Genomic DNA, 15,101 nt, shown 5'->3' on the forward strand with positions numbered 1-15,101 from the left:
GCTGGCCGGGTCGGTTCCGCGGTAAACCACGGTGCCGCACTTGGCGCTGATCGTTGCCCCTGCCCGGGTCATGCGAGGACGCGGAGGACGGGGAGGCCTGCCTTCTTGGCGCGGCGGATGCAGTCTGCGGTGCCGTGGGAGTCGTGCGGTTGGGGCTTGCGGCAGGTGGCCCGAGTACAGGGGCGGATGAAGGCCACGCATAGGCGGGGTTGGAGGTCGACCATGTGCTGGTTGCGGCGGTGGCCGGCTGTTGGGCAGTAGTCCCGGCCGGCTCGGGGCCGCCGGTGGCCGGGCGGGCATTGCGGGCTGCAGGGGCCTTCCCAGTCGGAGGGGTGGGGGTCTCGGGGGATGCCGTTGCTGAGGGCCCATTGGTCGGAGAGGTCGTCGGCTCCTTCGGCGGTGCCGTGGGTGATGAGGATGCCGTCGTAGCCGTCTTGGATGGCGTCGTGCCAGGTCTGGAGGAGGGTGTTGGCGACGAGTTGGGTGTCGGTGAGGGTGCGGGGTCCGGTGATGAGGATCCGTGCGTAGTTGGGCGGGAGGTTCATGCGGCACCGAACAGCCGCTTGGGCACGTCGCCGTGCTGTTCTTGGGCGGCGCGGGCGCGGGCGGCGGCGAGGCTGGCTTGGAGCCTGTCGGCCGGCTCGGGTGCGGTGAGGCGTTCCTGTTCGGCGACGGCGTCGGTGAAGGCGGTCTGGGGTTCGCGGCGGGTGGGGTGGGCGATGCGGGCGTTGAGGTCGTCGCGTGCGCGGGCGATGTGCGGGTCGTCGGCTGGCCGTGCGGGCTTGTGGGCGAGGGCTTCGGCCAGGGTCCGCTGGTAGCCGGGGGATGCGGTCTCCCGGGTGATGACCGGGCCGGGCTCCGGGGTCTGGTCGTGCTGGTCGGGCATGGTCGCGGTGGCGGGGGCCGCTATGGCGCCGACGGGCAGAACGCGGATTGACCGGACGGCGGGCTTGCCGAGCTTGTCGTTGATCTGCCGGGCCAGCTGCCCACCGAGGAGCCGGAGGTGCGCGGCGTAGGCGTGGGAGGCGGGGCGGAGATCGAGGCGGCCGCGTTCGGGGTCGTAGCTGACGGGTTGCACGGTGTCCACGAACTGGGGGCAGAGGGTGGGCCACTGGTCGAGGATGCTGCCGCCGGTGAGGGCCAACCGCCAGTCCTGATCCGTGTTGATGCGTCCGAGGACGGCTCCGAGACCAACCGGGTCGCGGCCGTCGCCGCGTTCACGGCGGGTGGTGCGGGGCCTGGGGTTTGCTGTGGGGGCGGTCTTGGCGGTGGCCCGGTAGTTGGCGAGGGCCTGCCGTGCGAGGTCGGCGCCGGACGCGGTCTGCTGCTCAGGCACGGGAGGTCTCCATCCACGGGTTGAGGGTGATGTTGGAGGACCGGCTGGCGAGGGCCTGGTCGACGAGGGCGCTGGTGTACAGGCGGCGGGCTTCCGTCTCGCCCAGGCCCTCGATGGCGAACTCGATGAGGCCGGGGTCTTTCTGGGCGGCGGCCCGCATCTCGATCACGTCGTCGCGGGTGAGGGTTCCGATGCCGGGGATCGCACCGGCAGGGATCTCACACAGGGACCCGTCTACCGGTTCTGGCAGAACCGGCCCCTGGCGTACCTGGGCGAACGCTTCGGCGGTGAGGCGGCGTACGTGGGCGCTGTTGGCGGTGCTGGTGGTGATGCCTTCGTCGTAGCCGGCGTGCCGGGCGTGTTCGGCTGTGCGGGACTCCTGCCAGGCGGCAACGGCGGTAGCGCGGCGCTGGGGGGTGGTGAAGAGGAGGTGGACGCCCTTGAGTCGGTGCGCGAGCATCCCGGACGGGCGGCGCACATCGCGGGCGGTGAGCGGCATGGTCTCTGCGATGGCCTGGACTTCGAGGGCTGTCCATCCGGCGTCGGCGACGTGGCGCACAATCCACGCGAGCCTTTGGGGGGATGCTCCGCCCAGCCACGGGATGAGGGTCATCAGTTCGCGGGCGAGCTGGTGACGGCGCCCGACCCGGTTGAGTTTCCGGGGCCCGCACTTGGACGTCTTCGGGGTGGGGGAATCTGCTTCCCCGCTTGCGAGCTTGCTTGTCTCAGAGGGAAGAGAGTTACAACCGGTGGGAGAAGACGCTGAGGTACCACCCTGCATTGGGGTGCAAAGGGACCCCCCGGAAACAGGGGTGGTGCGGGCCCGGCGACGACGCTTACGGATCTTCCTCGCGGCCTTCTTGGCGAGCTTCCCGATCAGGGTTCGGGACTCGGGGGCGATGCCTACGGGGCGCCGTTGCAGCCCTTCGCCGGTGGTGCGGATCCCGAGGGCCGTGTCGAACACGGTGGGGATGATCCGCTCGTACACGGACGCCTGGTTGGGCTGCCCGGAGAGACGGGTGCCTTTGCTGCGGTAGGCGAGGAGCCCGGCTTCACGGAGCATGCCGAGGTGGTACTGCACGGTCCTCTCCGAGCAGTCCAGCTTGCGGGCGAGGTAGTCGATACCGGGCCGGCACTCGGACAGGGCGGAGATTTCCTGCGCGATGAGGACGGTGGTGGGCCCCCAGGCGGGTCCGTGGGTGCGGGTGGGCTTGTACAGGCCGGAGCCGCTTACCCAGTGGATGGCTTGCATCCAGGAGTAGGGGTCGGTGGCGGTGCGTCCGGTCGTGGTGGCGACCCATTGGTGGGCTGCGTCCACGCGGAGGGTGCCGCCACGACCGGGATCATCACTCTCGCACATGCGTTCGAACGTGTCATGTGAACTGATCGTGTCGCCGGGGGCTGCGGGGGTGCGAGTTTCTTCGAGTGGACGGGAGTTTCCTCGCGAATCGCCCGAGCGGACATGCTGAAGCTGACAAGCAGGGGTTACGTACGGCACTATGGACTCGCCTTCGCTTAGCGGTTGGGGGCACAAAAAGGCCCCGCTTCGGCGGTGCTGGGTTCGTGGAGAACCTGAATTACTCCGGGGAACCGGAGCCTTAGATCGGTCGCCAAACCGATCCGTGGGATAGGGCCGCAGACGGTGCGCCAACACCAGCGGCCAGCGGTAGAGGAAGCGCCCCCGCCAAGGGGCTCAGGACCTCCCGCTTAGGAAGTCGCTACGTCACCTGATCTCCCTTACTGGGTGAGGTCTGTCCCTGCGCCGCTCCGGCGAGGAAGTCATTGCGGAAGCCGCCCAGTTCCGCGACGCGGATCATGTCGCGTGTCCAGTCACTCGGACCGGCCGGGCCGTCCACGGTCTCGTTCCATCCCTGCCTGTAGTCGGGGTGGTGGCGCCACATGCGAGTGAAGAAGCGCATGGTCGAGCAGGGGAAGCCCGAGCTGCCGTGGCAGGTGTAGCAGCGCACCCAGTTCATGCCGTTGCGACCGACATGGGTAGCGTGCAGGCTCACGGCCAGCCGAAGAGACAGCACACGGTTCATGGCCTCTTCGCGAGACGGGCCAGCCGGAAGTGCTTCGGCGTCTGCGAGTTCTTCGGTGAGGCGTGCGTACACGAAGTCCTCAGCGTGGAACTCCCAGCCGAAGTCGGGGTCGTCAGAGGTGAGGTAGGCGCTCATCGGTCGACCTCCGCTCGGCTCGCCTTGCTGGGCCTGGCCTGCTCCTGCGCTTGTCCGGGGCAGGAAGTCTGAGTGGTCTGGCCGCGCTGGAATTCGACCATGCGCAGCATCTGCTGCCCGAGCCGTTCCGCGTCATCGACGGGCATCTGCACTTCGATCTCGCGGCCGACGGCTGGCTTGCCGCCCTTCGTGATCGAGCCGGTGAAGCACACGTACCGCTCGCCGGTATCGCCCCATGCGGTGGCGAAGGTGCGGGGGAACGCGAAGCTGGTGACCTTGGCCAGCCAAGCTCGCTTCCGCCCTGGCCGGTTCCGCTGGTGCATGTTCAGCAGGGCGACCGCCGTGGTGACGACTTGGGCGATGTCGTCCGAGTCGGCTCTGGATTCGAGGAGCTCGTGAACCTGACGGATTGCGGCCTCGGCAAGGACAGGCGGCGCGGCTGCAAGTACGTCCCCGTAGAGGTTCTCACCCAGGGCGCTCATCGGCTTCCCTCCGTCAGGCCGTAGCCCTCAGCGAGGTTCTGCACGACGGGGCACACCTCGTGGTTGTAGAACCGAGCAAACTCATCCAGGTCGCCGTCGTAGTCGTAGGCGGGGCATGAGTGGCCTCGCCCGCCGTGGAGTTCGAGGAGCTTCCGGTCGGCGGCGCAACGGCGCAAGACCGACTCGGGATCGTTCAGGGCGATGTGGACGATCGATGCTGCACGGTTCTCCCGGGACCTGGCCACCAGGGCGTGCCGCTGATCCCGAACCCCGTACACGAACGGGCCCTCAGACCAAGTCCCTCCGGCCTCGGATGCGGCGTCGCCGGCGATCCGCTCCCAGTTGGAAATGGCTCCGTTCAGCCAGCCGAGGATTCCCTCGCCGGCTGCCGTGCTCATCGTGCGGTCTGCGTAGGAGTGACAGGGCCCGTGTGCGTCGGCGGTGTGATGTTCACGCCGGTCTCGCGGGTCCCACTGTCTGAACGGGCCGGGGCCCGGGTATTCTTCGCCATGTCGGCACCTTCGCGATGGTTGTGTGTCGACCCGACCTCGCTCCCTGGTGTTGGCTCACCTGGGAAAACAGCGGGGTCGGACCTATGTCTGGGGTGACACCATCCGGACTGTGTACCTGAGTAGCCGTCTGGCGCCAAGCGCAGCTTACCAACTTGAGCCGCCACTGTCCCTACCCATCGTGTGACGTGTCGGATCAATCGACGCATAGTCAGACCTCCAGTTCATCGCACAGCCGTGCGGGACCCTGCGTTGTCCTATAAAAAAACGCAGAAAATAACGATCATGAGCGCCCCTGTGTCGCTTCGCTCTAACCTGCCCTGAGCAGCAACAACGCACCTGGGGCAGACGGTTCAGGTGGGGTGATGTTGATGATGTGCCCACTGGTTTCGGGGGTTTGGTGGCGGCGGTTGGTGCGTGCTGCGGTGGCGGCGGCACGGCATGTCCGGCAGCGGCAACCCTGGTTGTTGTAGCGGGATTCACCGTGCGCGGTGGTGTCCTGACGGACTTTCCGCCCGATCTGCTTGGCCTCCTGGACGGCCTGGGCGAAGCCTGGGTCGGCGCGTTGGTGGAGGCGGGGCAGGTTGGGGCTGATACCGACGTGGGCGGCGGCGTCCTTGAGGAGCATCCCCGTGGCGAGGGCTTCGAGGTATTGCTGGCGCCGGTCGGGGGTGAAGGTGACCTGCCTCCCCGGGCGGCGCTTCGCGGCGGCGACCTGGGTCACGGGTGCCCGCCCTCACGCACACCCTGCGCCTCACCGTCGGCGGGGTGGTGGACGCTGGCACTCCGTCCGGTCAGACGGGCCATGCCCTCGTACCCGGCATCCCGCAGCTCGCCACGCAACCGGTTCAGCCCCTCAGCGGTCCACTGGGGGCGGGCGGTCATCTTCCCCGCCAGGTAGCCGACAGGCAGGGCCATGTCCCAGATACGGCGAACCACGTCGGGGTCGACGTCGGGGAACATCACCTCCGGTAGACGGGTGGGCCTGCCGACGTGGTCGAGCATGCCCTTGGCGATGAGCCCCGCCAGGTACTGGCCCGAGTCCTCGCAGCGTTCGGTGAGGGCTTGGTCGACGACGGTGGGGTTGGCTGGTGGCAGGTTGTGGCTGGTGGTCACGGTCGCACCTCCGGAGTGACGTTGAAGGTTCCGTCACCGGCGAAGACGGCCTTGATGTCGGCGAGGGCCATGCCCTCGAACGTCAACCAGCAGGCTGTGCAGGGCTTGCCGTCCAGGGGGACGGGCTCACCGCAGTACCGGCACGGTTCGCCGGGCTGTTCGGTGCCGTAGCTGCATGGGTGCTCGGGGTGGTGCGGGTGGGTGTTGAAGACGCACGCGTCGCGGGCCTGGGCTGCGCAGGCTCGGCAGAGGTCGGAGTCTGGGTCGCGCCAGTGCTGTTGGTACGTCTCGTCGCAGCGGAGGCAGTGGAAGGTCGGCTGGCTGGTGGTCATGCGGCGGGCTCCAGTGCGGCGGGGGTGGGGAGGTTGAGGGGCAGGTGGGTGTGGTGGGTGGCGGGTACGAGGCGGAGCGCGCGCCGCAGGGGGTGCGGCGCGCGCTCGGGGCTCCTGGCGGGTGTGCGGCGGCCGCGCGGTAGGTGCTCGTACCCGGGGAGGATCAGCTGCACGGGTCGGGTGGGGGCGATACGGCGCTGCCGGATGCCGTCCGTCGTCGGCGCCGCCGCGTACGGCCAGGTTCCGTCGGGGCGGATCCGGGTCGACGGGGGGAGGATCCGGTGCTGCACCGCGGCGGCAAGGAGTTGGGCGCGGGTCGCGGTTTCCCTGTCCAGCCCGAGCATCGTGACGAGGGCGCTGCGGTGCCAGTTGGCGGTGCGGACGTCCATGCCGGCCCGGTATGCCACCAGCTCCGGGTCCGTCTCCCTGGCCAGGGAGCGGAGCACGGCGAGTTTCTGGGGGGTGCGGGCGTCCGCGACCGCCAGACGTGGGGTGTCCACCGCGGCGGGCAGGGTGCCATTTTGTGCTGCGGTCACGGCGGCGGCCCGGCGGGCGATCAGGGCCCGGTGCCGGGCCAGAGGGTGCTCACCTCCGAAGATGCCTTCCGGCTCCGCCAGATGCCCGTCCTCGGTCTCCGTGTTGGCGTACGCCGCACACAGGGCCCGTACCGGGCACCACCCGCAGATACGGACCGCGGCACGCTCCCGCGCCAGGCGCACACGCTGCGGCTCCTGACCGTCCCCCGTATACGGGGCCCACGCATCGACGGACACGTCCGGGTCGCCGGCCGACCGGCGCGGATCATCCTCGTCGGGGGCGCACCCCCGGTACTTGTACATCGGGTCGTCCGTCAACTGCTGGCGTGCGAGCTTCGGGTCGGTCATCTCGGTCTCCCCTCGGTCGGGTCGGTGGGTGCGTAGAGGGCGAGAGCCCGGGTCAGTTCGAGATCAGCGGCCTCAAGGACCGGTGCCGCAGCCCGTGCCGCGGTCAGCCGGTTGCGTAGGGCGGTCATGTCACGGTGGTGACCCGCCTCCATGAGGCGGGCCCGAGCACGTTCCGCGGCGAGAGCCCGGGTGAGGGCTCGCAGCCGCCGCCACACGGCCAAGATCAGAGCGACGAGAGGGGCGGCGGTGAGCGCCACCACAGGAATCCAGGACAAGGCGATCACCTCCACAGTGGGGTGCCTGGGGTTAGGGGTTGGGCGGGGTCAGGGTGGGCGGGTCGTACAGGGCCTCGTACCGGCGCCGGGCGTCCACCAGGGCCGCGGTCTCCGCGTCACGGATGGCCTGCTGGCGGAGCTGCAGTTCGTCCTCCGCACGGGCCATCGCGGTCCGGTGGGCGCGGGTGTTCGTGAACACGTCCGGGTCCGGGCCGCGGCGGCGCAGCCACCATGCGTGGACGGCAGGCCCGCCGCCCCAGCCCCACGCGATCAAAACGGCGCCCACGATGTACCAAACGGTGTCGCTCACAGCGGCCTCCTCACAGGTCCGGAGAGCAGAACGGCCGGCCCTCACACTGGGGGCCGGCCGGATGGTGTAGAGGTGCGTGTCGTCAGGCTGCGGCCACCAACGCGGCCTGGTTTCTGTGGGCGGTGCGGGCGTCCCGGCAGGGTGCACAGACCGGGATGCCGATGCGGTAGTGGCTGCGGCGCCCGTCGGGTGTGCCGCACTTTCCGGTCCAGTCGGCGAACGCCTCCGGGGCATCGATCGTGTCGTCATCCCAGCAGCCGACCGGCGCCCAGTTGTGCTGTACCGCGATGCGCCGGGCGGCTTCCGCCCGGTGGGCAGGCACACCACCGTCGACAGGTTCGACACGCCACAGTTGGTCATACAGGCCGCTCACCGCACGGACGGTGCCCACCTGGACCAGGGTGCCGGTGATGGTCTTGCTGAGGTTCGCCTGGTGCATTCCGGTCCGCCGGGCCAGCTCGGATTGGGGCCAGCCCTTCGCGACGAGCGCCTGCAAACGGCGCCGGGTTCCTGTGCCGTCAACGGCAACGCGCGCCCCGAGATTGTCCAGTGTGGGTTGTACCGCGAGGATCGCCAGAGCATTCTTCGGTAGGAGCCTCTTCGACGGCGCGAGACCACGCTGTGGATCCCCGTACAGCAGCTTGGAAACAGAGCCGCGCGGGACGCCGGCCAGTCGAGCCAGCCGCATCCACCCGATACCGAACTCGCCCAGATTACGCACGTGGGCTCGGACAGGTTCAGCATCGACGAAGGGCTGCCAGCGGCCGTACGCGATGGCCCGGCGCCGGTTGTTGTCGTACTCGCTGGCAGCCGTGCAGCACGGGGCGCAGCGGCATCTCTCCAGGTGGTACTTCGCGTTTGTCCCGTGCCTGCGCGGGGCGCCCATCAGGCGGCGCTCCTTCCCGCGTCGGCGTCCTGGGTGGCCTGCTGGCTCTGGTGGCGCTGCTTCTGCGTGAAGGCGATCAGGTCACCGATTTTCGTGGGCTCACCATCCAGTCCAGGGACCAGAGCACCCAACTGGCCGCTCTGCTCCAACCGGATACGCAGTGCGCGGATACCGTCCGGGTTGGTTGTCGGGTCCTTCACTCGCGCACCGGAGCCCATCAGACGGATCAGCGCACCCAAGGAGGTGGCCTGCTTGCCCAGGTCCAGGACCGCGGCGCCCACCAAGCCCGCGGTCTCCGCGTCAGCCAGGAGGTTAAGGAGCTGCTGCGGGGTCTGCTGCGGGTCCACAGCCATCCGCGCGTAGTCCATGACACCCAGGGCATTCCCCTCACCGTCGTCCAACCACTGCGCGATCGTCTGGCCGAAGGCGAACTCGGGCTTGTCGTGCTGCGACCCGACCTCGATGGTTGGGTACCGGGACTTGTCGACCGTCAACACATGCGACTGATCGAGGGCGCCGACCAAGTCGAACTCGTAGTCGATGCCGTCACGCTGGTCGAGCTTCATGCCGACCTTCGTGGGTTCCTTCTTGCCCTGGTTGTTCTCCTGGATGACCCACTCGGTCTTCACACGCATCGTGGTGATGACGTGCCCCGGGTAAGAAAGGATCGCGTCCAGCATGTCGAGGAGGAGCGGAGACACGTCCTTCCAGCCGGTCGTGAAGGCGTTCTTCGAGTTGGAGTTCCTTGTCTTCTGGTCGACCTGGGCGAGGGCCCCACCGCGGCCGGACCAGAAGTGCGTGAAGGAGTCGATGATGACGACGTCGATACCGCGGGCAGCAGCCACCGCCAGGGCTCGAATGAGTGCCTGCGGTTCGAAGCTGGGGAGCTTCATCGTCTTGAACGTGAACAGGCCGGCGTACTTGGAGGCGGACCCACGCTCGGTGTCGATGACCCCCAGAGTTCCACCCTCCGGCAGGAGCCCTGTGCCGATGCTGAGTGCCGTGTAGGTCTTCCCCGACCCGGATGGTCCGGTGAGAGCGATGCGGGCCTTCTCCGCGGCGCGTACGGCGTCTTCGAAGTCGAGGCCGTCAGCCTGATTTTGGGTGTGGGAAGTGGGACCGCCCGCGGATGCGGCGGCCTGAATGGCCTGCGCCATGAGGTCTCTCCTATGGGTGATGACTGGTGCGGTGATGCGGGACCCGGTTGTCGGCGTCCAGGCCCGCACCACCGCGGGCACTACTCGGTGCCCGAGCTCTCCGAGCCGTACGGCCCGATCCCGTAATGCGCATACAAGGCGTGCGCGGCCACCGTCGACACGAACAGCCCCGTACGCTGCTGCGACACCTTCAGCTCACGGCACCGGGCAGCAACATCCGCGTGCAGATCCTTGTCAGGCGTCACATTCAAAATGGCGCGCGTCTCGCCGGCACCCCGGGTAGCCCGCGGTTCCTTCTCCGGCATCCACTCCCCGTCCAGGAACCGGCGGAAGTAGTCCTCGACCACCCGGGTCGGCGACTCCCCCGCAGCCTTCGCGAGACGCTTCACCTGGTCCTTGCGGCTGGTGGGCATGCTCACCGGGAGGTTGGGGTTCCGGTCGTCGTCACTGTCGAGACGGTCGACGCGGATCCGGCCGACGAACGCCACACCCTGGGGGGAGAGGACGTAGTCGACGGACTCGGCAAGGTCTACCCGGTCGGTGTCGCGGAGGACTTGGGCTGCGGTGACCAGGTTGTCGCGGTGCTGCTGGTCGTCGGGCTTGAGGGCCACTCGGGGTCCTTTCGGCGGGCGCCGCAGGGACCGGGTGGTTCGGCCGGGCGGGCGCGTGGTGGGGGCGTTGGCCACGCCAGTGTCCTCCATTCGGTAGTGCCATTGCCATACGGGATGTTGGCGGGGTGGCAGAGGGGTTGGTGGTGCGTGCTGTCCCAGACTCTACGCCCAATGTATTGCAATGGCAATACATTGGGTCTACGGTGGGGACCACACCACAAGCAGCGGGGGCCCAAATGCGCATCACCAACCGGCAGACCACCACCAAGACCCTCGCCGACCTCTACCGGGCTCTCGACCACCAGCACGCCGTCAGCGTCACCTATCGGAAGGAGACCGGCGAAGAGTCGGTCCGGACCATCGAGATCGAAGACATCCGCACCACCAAGTCCGGCAACATCATCATCCGCGCCTACGACCGGGCCACCGGAGAAGCCCGCACCTTCCGTCTGACCGGCATCCTCACCTACACCTGCCACCGCAGCACCTACCAGGTCCCCCGCCTCAGCGAGGACACTGAGCAGCACCTGCCCGTACCGACCACCGCCGCCGCGCTCATCGCCTACGAAATCAACCGGGACACCATCGCCGCCGTGCACCGCACCCGCACTACGCTCGCCGCCTGATAGGAGAATCCAGCCATGAAGACGTACACCCTGACGATGCGCATCGAAGCCGACGACGACGCGAACGCTGAGCAGATCCGCGAAGAGCTCTACGACGCCGCTGGCGACGTTCCGTTCGGCTTCGACATCACGGAGGTCAGCGAGACGGACAATCACTGATAGGGCAGAGACCCGGCATGAGAAGGCCACCTACCCGCCCGGGTGGTGGCCTTTGGTCATACGCCGCTGACGACGCGGACAGCGTAGCGGATCACGGCTCCCCACCACCACCCAACCCGCCAACCAGCCACAATTGGACCCATGAGACACCGCCCGAAACGACAGCCCGCACTCGTCGGAACCGCCGGACTGGCCAGGGTCAAGATCGTTTGCACCGAATGCAAAAGGGAGTTGACCGACAAGGTCTCGCGAGCCCGCCGGAAGGGACCTGAGTGCGACCCCGAGCCCCGCAACGGGCAAGGACCCGACCACCACGTCGACCAAGACCCGCTCCCCGGCACCTGACTCAGCCCGGCCGGCCCGGCAACGGGGCCACGTCCACCGACCTGCGCAACTGCTCCATGCGTGTCGGCATCGGCTCCCACCCATGCTGACCCCCCATCACAAAGTTCAACGCTGTCACCCCACGCACATAGGCTTTCCGCAGGCCGATCGGGCTCAACGGCAACCCCACCACCCCGCCGGCACCCGTCGTCTTCAACGTCACCCACAACGCCGTCCGGGCACCCTCCAACGGCAGCAGGTTCACCAGGCGCTCCCGGACCTCCAACCACCGGCGCACCGCCACCCGCGACCCCTCCCGCAGCGCGTACCACTCCACCTCCGGCAACTCCCCCAGCTCCGCCACCGCAGCCAAAACCCGCTGCCGAGTCGCCTCCGACACCTGATCCAACCGCCCCCACAAGACCTGCTCCACCGCCGACGGCCGGACCTCAGCCAACGCCGCGATCTGCTCCGCACGGTTCGGGGGGCCCTTCTGCTGCCGCCGGCGAACCCCCACCGCAGCCTCACCCTCCACCAGATCGTCCACCCGCATGCGGGCCAACTCCCCCGACCGGGCCCGCGAGTCCAACACGACCGCCACCATCGCCAACGTCCGCGTCCGATCCTCGAACGACAAGGCCGTACCCGCCGACTCCAGCGGCCCAGCCGCCGCCAGGTCCACCAACCCCCGGTACAAGGCATCCAGGCCCCGCGGCGCCACGGTCTCCCTCAGATCCGGCTCCCCCACCGACGGCAACCACAACCGCCGGCCTGCGGGCAGAACCCGGCGCCCCAAGATGTGCAGGCAGTCCCGCACAATCCGCTGCGTCGCCAACGGCAACTCCGTTCCGCGGTCCTCCTCCCGGGCCCGCAGCTCGCCGGCCACCGCCAGATCCCAGAACACCCGCAGCACCGGCAAGGTGAAGAACTGCTGGCACCGGCGCAGAGACCGGTCCCCCATCTCCGGCCGGCCCACCGCCCGGTCCCACATCCCCAGGACCATCCGCAGCTGCTGCATCCGCTGCGACGACACCTCCCCCACCATGCCGTCGACCACCGCGGACAACTGCCGGACGGACGCGGCGTCGTACTGCCTGGGCACAGTCACTCCTCTTCGTCTGTGGCGGGTAGCCGTTCAGCGATACGCGCCGCGATTCACGTGGCCCCTTGTGGCCGTCAGCCCGTCAGCGGGTGTTGCAGGTTCAGTAGGACGCAGATGTCGGTGCTGTCGTACGCCCAGCGGGCTACTCCGCCGTCTTCTTCCAGATGCAGCAGCGTTCGACTGGGCAGAGTGGTGCCGACCTCCAGCGGAATCCGCGAGGGTCGAACAATGGTCGGCATCGTCAGCGGCTCTGGTATGACGCATCCTGCCGTGTAGGACACTCCCGTTGAGAGCGTGACGACGATGTCCTCGGACCACTCCACAATGCCGTCCTCGTCGGCGGCGTTTTGGCCGAGGTCCAGGCGCACAGTGAACGGGTCGGGTAGGTCAGTCAGCGCTGCTGCGTTGGCGGCCCGCTCTGTATCGGGCCGCGGCGCCGTGCCGACTCCGATGTGAACCATGGCGAACCGGCCGGCGCCGACCGCAGCGTGGATGTCGAGGAAGGCGGCAACCTGGTGTACGGGCCAGCGCCCCGGGGTCAGGCGGTGCATCTGCCCGACGGCGGCCACGAACCCGGGGGTGAAGTGGTCGCTACCAGCAAGCCGGTTGCGCGTCCGAACGAGCGCAGCGGCCGTGTGCTCGCGGGTCATCATGCGATCGAGGACAGCGTGCGCGCCGCGTTCGTGGCTGGTGGTCACAGGCCGATTCCGATCAACGCGTTGTCGGTTTCATCCCACTGGTCAACGATGCGCATGTAGCCGTCCAGCACCTTGGAACCGTCCTTGTGCCCGGTGATCGCCGCGATGGCCTTACGGTCCTTGCCCTTGCGACGTGCCTCTGTCGCCATGCCGGAGCGTACCGAGTGGCCCGTGAACAATTCCTCGTATCCGGCACGCAGCCCTGCTGCGGTGATGATATCGCCGGCCCGCTGCGGCGTCAGGCCCTGCGGCTGGACGCTGCCCGTGTGGTGGAGACGGCGAAACGCATGCCGGTCCGGGTCGGTGATCCCGGCCGCCTCCTGCCACGCCTTCCAGGCCCGCACAGGGCACGTCAGCACGTGCTCCCCGTACGGGACAGGAACGGTACGTGGGTCAGTCTTGGAGACGCGCACGTCGACCAGGAGGCCCTTCTCGTCATCGCGGATGTTCCGCAGCCGCAGCCCGGCCAGCTCCGCCCGGCGGGCCGCGATGGAGAACCCGAGGAGCAGCATGGCCCGGTCCCGGAGCCCGAACACGTCATCGCCGCACAGCGACACAATGTGCTGCAGGTCAGCCAGCCGCATAGCGGGCGCCTTACCGCGGCCCCGCGCGGGCTCCTCGTCTTCCTCGGACTTCTTCCGGTAGTCCTTGAGCAGTTCCCGGGCGGCTTTGGTGGCGTTCGGGTCGACGACGACGCTGTACTGGGTGCGCAGGGTCACGGTGACCCCGGCGAGCTTCCGGTCGATGGTGGCGTACGCGCGCTTCTCCCGGTTCCACAGGTAGTCAACGAAGGCGCGGAGGGTGCCTCGGGTGGCTGCGGTGGTGGGGATCTGGAACTGCTCGCAGAACAGGGTCCAGGTCTTCCAGTCGCCAGCGTAGGCGCGAGTGGTGTTGTCGGGGCGCTGCTCCTGGGCGTGGCTGTCGGAAGCCCGGTCGAGGGCGGCGAGGCGGGCAAGCAGTTCGGCGTCGAACTCTGCGGGAAGGAGCGGGCGTCCGGTCGATCTGGTAGGCAGGTGGGCGGTCACCGGAAGTCTCCGCTGGCACATGAGGAGCAGATGATGCGGTTGTCTCCCTTGTCGGCGCCACAGATGCGGCAGGCCTTGTCCGCAGGGTGGCGGGGGCAGAACAGGCGTCCGATGGCGTCCCCCGTCCATCCGGCTTCCGCTGTGGGAGTCGGCTCGTAGGCTGGGCACTCCTCAACGGTGCACACCATGGCGACGGGTGTGGGTTGGCTCATTGAGGCTCTCCCCTGCTTAGTGATCGTTCCTCATATGTGAGCTTATCGTGCCCCACGCGTGGAGCCGAGCACGTCGCAGAGCGCCTCGAACTGGGCCTTCAGCTCGTCATCGCTCATGCGATCGTCCCGCCACAGCGCACGCCACACATACCAAGCCTGCTCGTACTCCCCGTTGGTGGCGAAGTCGCCGCGCTGCGGCTGCCCGCTCGTCACGAGCGCGGTGGGCGAGACAGCGGGATGTACTCCTCACCCGGATACAGGGCAAAGGGCTGGGGACCGTTCACCAGGCCGCCCCGCACCGACGACAACTCCGCCGGGAGTTGCGCATCGCAGTCCGGACACAGGTGCGCCACCAGTTCGCCCGTCACTTCAGCATGCACCGGAACGGGCGCCAGGTGATTGCAACTGCCCTTGACCCACTGGTCTTCGTTGCCGACCTCGGGAACGTGGATCCACTCGAAGCGGGGGTCTCTGTCCATGTACCGACCGTACGGCCCGATGCGGCAGACGTTCCCGCCGCCGTGGCCGCGCGAATGCGGAGGGCATCTCCGATTCTTCGCCAGGACCGATCCTAAGGATCTGGACTCCGGCGCCGACATCGGACGCCCAACGCACGTTATGGGAGGATCCTGCGGGCAGTGCTACGGATTGTCCTGCCGCACTCGATCGGTCAGGGCCGCGAACAACTCGGCACCTTCCGAGACGACCTGCCCGTCCGGTGCGACGATCGCGATCTCCTTCAGATCGCCCGCAGCCCAGCCAGCCGACAAGAAGTACAGGGCCTCGTCGAAGGACGGGCACTCCTCCGAGAACTCTTCGAAGTAACGCCAGTACCGGGCCACGTAGCACTGCTCAGCCTCGGTCTTAAAACCGCTCATCG

General features: G+C 68.3%; 21 protein-coding genes. 2 read left to right on the top strand and 19 right to left on the bottom strand.

Annotated features, from left to right (window positions below; all coding sequences use genetic code 11):
• Positions 1–68: 68 nt before the first annotated feature.
• The 14 genes from HY68_RS36705 to HY68_RS36775 form a co-directional block, all read right to left on the bottom strand.
• Complete coding sequence (locus HY68_RS36705; protein WP_042001203.1) at positions 69–545, bottom strand: SLOG family protein; 477 nt, start codon at positions 543–545, stop codon at positions 69–71.
• On the bottom strand, positions 542–1,336 hold the full coding sequence (locus HY68_RS36710; RefSeq protein ID WP_052457543.1) for a DUF721 domain-containing protein: 795 nt from the start codon (positions 1,334–1,336) through the stop codon (positions 542–544). The genes HY68_RS36705 and HY68_RS36710 overlap by 4 nt, the downstream gene beginning before the upstream one ends.
• Positions 1,329–2,654 (bottom strand): helix-turn-helix domain-containing protein, encoded by a 1,326-nt coding sequence (locus HY68_RS36715; RefSeq protein WP_052457544.1) that lies wholly within the window; start codon positions 2,652–2,654, stop codon positions 1,329–1,331. Before HY68_RS36715 ends, HY68_RS36710 begins: the two co-directional genes overlap by 8 nt.
• Positions 2,655–3,054: 400 nt before the next feature.
• Positions 3,055–3,513: a hypothetical protein gene (locus tag HY68_RS36720; RefSeq protein ID WP_042001209.1), complete on the bottom strand. Its 459-nt coding sequence runs from the start codon at positions 3,511–3,513 to the stop codon at positions 3,055–3,057.
• Positions 3,510–3,995, bottom strand: coding sequence for a hypothetical protein (locus HY68_RS36725; RefSeq protein WP_042001212.1), 486 nt, complete (start codon positions 3,993–3,995; stop codon positions 3,510–3,512). The genes HY68_RS36720 and HY68_RS36725 overlap by 4 nt, the downstream gene beginning before the upstream one ends.
• Entirely contained in the window at positions 3,992–4,393 is a 402-nt protein-coding gene (locus HY68_RS36730; RefSeq protein WP_042001215.1) for a DUF6221 family protein, read from the bottom strand. Before HY68_RS36730 ends, HY68_RS36725 begins: the two co-directional genes overlap by 4 nt.
• A gap of 421 nt (positions 4,394–4,814) precedes the next feature.
• Positions 4,815–5,228: a hypothetical protein gene (locus HY68_RS36735; protein ID WP_042001218.1), complete on the bottom strand. Its 414-nt coding sequence runs from the start codon at positions 5,226–5,228 to the stop codon at positions 4,815–4,817.
• Complete coding sequence (locus HY68_RS36740) at positions 5,225–5,620, bottom strand: hypothetical protein (protein ID WP_042001221.1); 396 nt, start codon at positions 5,618–5,620, stop codon at positions 5,225–5,227. Before HY68_RS36740 ends, HY68_RS36735 begins: the two co-directional genes overlap by 4 nt.
• Positions 5,617–5,952, bottom strand: a complete 336-nt coding sequence (locus HY68_RS36745; RefSeq protein ID WP_042001224.1) for a hypothetical protein — start codon at positions 5,950–5,952, stop codon at positions 5,617–5,619. Before HY68_RS36745 ends, HY68_RS36740 begins: the two co-directional genes overlap by 4 nt.
• Positions 5,949–6,836: a WhiB family transcriptional regulator gene (locus HY68_RS42440; protein ID WP_042001226.1), complete on the bottom strand. Its 888-nt coding sequence runs from the start codon at positions 6,834–6,836 to the stop codon at positions 5,949–5,951. Before HY68_RS42440 ends, HY68_RS36745 begins: the two co-directional genes overlap by 4 nt.
• A gap of 306 nt (positions 6,837–7,142) precedes the next feature.
• Positions 7,143–7,421, bottom strand: coding sequence for a hypothetical protein (locus HY68_RS36760; RefSeq protein WP_042001232.1), 279 nt, complete (start codon positions 7,419–7,421; stop codon positions 7,143–7,145).
• Between the two features lie 82 nt (positions 7,422–7,503).
• The gene (locus HY68_RS43190) at positions 7,504–8,307 is read right to left on the bottom strand and encodes a hypothetical protein (RefSeq protein WP_157874563.1); all 804 of its coding nucleotides are present in this window, start codon (positions 8,305–8,307) and stop codon (positions 7,504–7,506) included.
• Positions 8,307–9,536, bottom strand: coding sequence for an ATP-binding protein (locus HY68_RS36770; RefSeq protein WP_157874564.1), 1,230 nt, complete (start codon positions 9,534–9,536; stop codon positions 8,307–8,309). The genes HY68_RS43190 and HY68_RS36770 overlap by 1 nt, the downstream gene beginning before the upstream one ends.
• Before the next feature lie 8 nt (positions 9,537–9,544).
• Positions 9,545–10,075 (bottom strand): hypothetical protein, encoded by a 531-nt coding sequence (locus tag HY68_RS36775; protein WP_042001234.1) that lies wholly within the window; start codon positions 10,073–10,075, stop codon positions 9,545–9,547.
• A 236-nt stretch (positions 10,076–10,311) separates the two neighbouring features.
• Between HY68_RS36775 and HY68_RS36780 the strand changes: the two genes are divergently transcribed.
• Positions 10,312–10,701 carry a WYL domain-containing protein gene (locus HY68_RS36780; RefSeq protein ID WP_042001236.1) on the top strand — a complete coding sequence of 130 codons (390 nt, stop codon included), beginning with the start codon at positions 10,312–10,314 and terminating at the stop codon, positions 10,699–10,701.
• Positions 10,702–10,716: 15 nt separating this feature from the next.
• A complete protein-coding gene (locus HY68_RS43195; RefSeq protein ID WP_157874565.1) occupies positions 10,717–10,860 on the top strand; it encodes a hypothetical protein in 144 nt (47 codons plus the stop codon).
• Between the two features lie 346 nt (positions 10,861–11,206).
• On the opposite strand, the gene HY68_RS36785 is transcribed toward HY68_RS43195, so the two are convergent.
• The 5 genes from HY68_RS36785 to HY68_RS36805 all read right to left on the bottom strand — a co-directional run bounded on the left by HY68_RS36785 (position 11,207) and on the right by HY68_RS36805 (position 15,099).
• Positions 11,207–12,286 carry a LacI family DNA-binding transcriptional regulator gene (locus tag HY68_RS36785; RefSeq protein WP_042001238.1) on the bottom strand — a complete coding sequence of 360 codons (1,080 nt, stop codon included), beginning with the start codon at positions 12,284–12,286 and terminating at the stop codon, positions 11,207–11,209.
• Positions 12,287–12,360: 74 nt separating this feature from the next.
• Positions 12,361–12,984 (bottom strand): hypothetical protein, encoded by a 624-nt coding sequence (locus HY68_RS36790; protein WP_042001241.1) that lies wholly within the window; start codon positions 12,982–12,984, stop codon positions 12,361–12,363.
• Entirely contained in the window at positions 12,981–14,009 is a 1,029-nt protein-coding gene (locus HY68_RS36795) for a site-specific integrase (RefSeq protein ID WP_042001244.1), read from the bottom strand. Before HY68_RS36795 ends, HY68_RS36790 begins: the two co-directional genes overlap by 4 nt.
• A gap of 421 nt (positions 14,010–14,430) precedes the next feature.
• The gene (locus HY68_RS36800; protein ID WP_042001248.1) at positions 14,431–14,700 is read right to left on the bottom strand and encodes a hypothetical protein; all 270 of its coding nucleotides are present in this window, start codon (positions 14,698–14,700) and stop codon (positions 14,431–14,433) included.
• Positions 14,701–14,862: 162 nt separating this feature from the next.
• The gene (locus HY68_RS36805) at positions 14,863–15,099 is read right to left on the bottom strand and encodes a hypothetical protein (RefSeq protein ID WP_042001382.1); all 237 of its coding nucleotides are present in this window, start codon (positions 15,097–15,099) and stop codon (positions 14,863–14,865) included.
• Positions 15,100–15,101 lie beyond the last annotated feature (2 nt).

This window comes from Streptomyces sp. AcH 505, assembly GCF_000818175.1.
In the GTDB taxonomy this organism is placed as follows: Bacteria; Actinomycetota; Actinomycetes; order Streptomycetales; family Streptomycetaceae; genus Streptomyces.

Coding starts and splice junctions, on each gene's coding strand:
- HY68_RS42440 (WP_042001226.1), bottom strand. CDS start 6,836: ATGACCGACCCGAAGCTCGCACGCCAGCAGTTGACGGACGACCCGATG.
- HY68_RS43190 (WP_157874563.1), bottom strand. CDS start 8,307: ATGGGCGCCCCGCGCAGGCACGGGACAAACGCGAAGTACCACCTGGAG.
- HY68_RS36720 (WP_042001209.1), bottom strand. CDS start 3,513: ATGAGCGCCTACCTCACCTCTGACGACCCCGACTTCGGCTGGGAGTTC.
- HY68_RS36730 (WP_042001215.1), bottom strand. CDS start 4,393: ATGAGCACGGCAGCCGGCGAGGGAATCCTCGGCTGGCTGAACGGAGCC.
- HY68_RS43195 (WP_157874565.1), top strand. CDS start 10,717: ATGAAGACGTACACCCTGACGATGCGCATCGAAGCCGACGACGACGCG.
- HY68_RS36780 (WP_042001236.1), top strand. CDS start 10,312: ATGCGCATCACCAACCGGCAGACCACCACCAAGACCCTCGCCGACCTC.
- HY68_RS36745 (WP_042001224.1), bottom strand. CDS start 5,952: ATGACCACCAGCCAGCCGACCTTCCACTGCCTCCGCTGCGACGAGACG.
- HY68_RS36705 (WP_042001203.1), bottom strand. CDS start 545: ATGAACCTCCCGCCCAACTACGCACGGATCCTCATCACCGGACCCCGC.
- HY68_RS36805 (WP_042001382.1), bottom strand. CDS start 15,099: ATGAGCGGTTTTAAGACCGAGGCTGAGCAGTGCTACGTGGCCCGGTAC.
- HY68_RS36800 (WP_042001248.1), bottom strand. CDS start 14,700: ATGGACAGAGACCCCCGCTTCGAGTGGATCCACGTTCCCGAGGTCGGC.
- HY68_RS36725 (WP_042001212.1), bottom strand. CDS start 3,995: ATGAGCGCCCTGGGTGAGAACCTCTACGGGGACGTACTTGCAGCCGCG.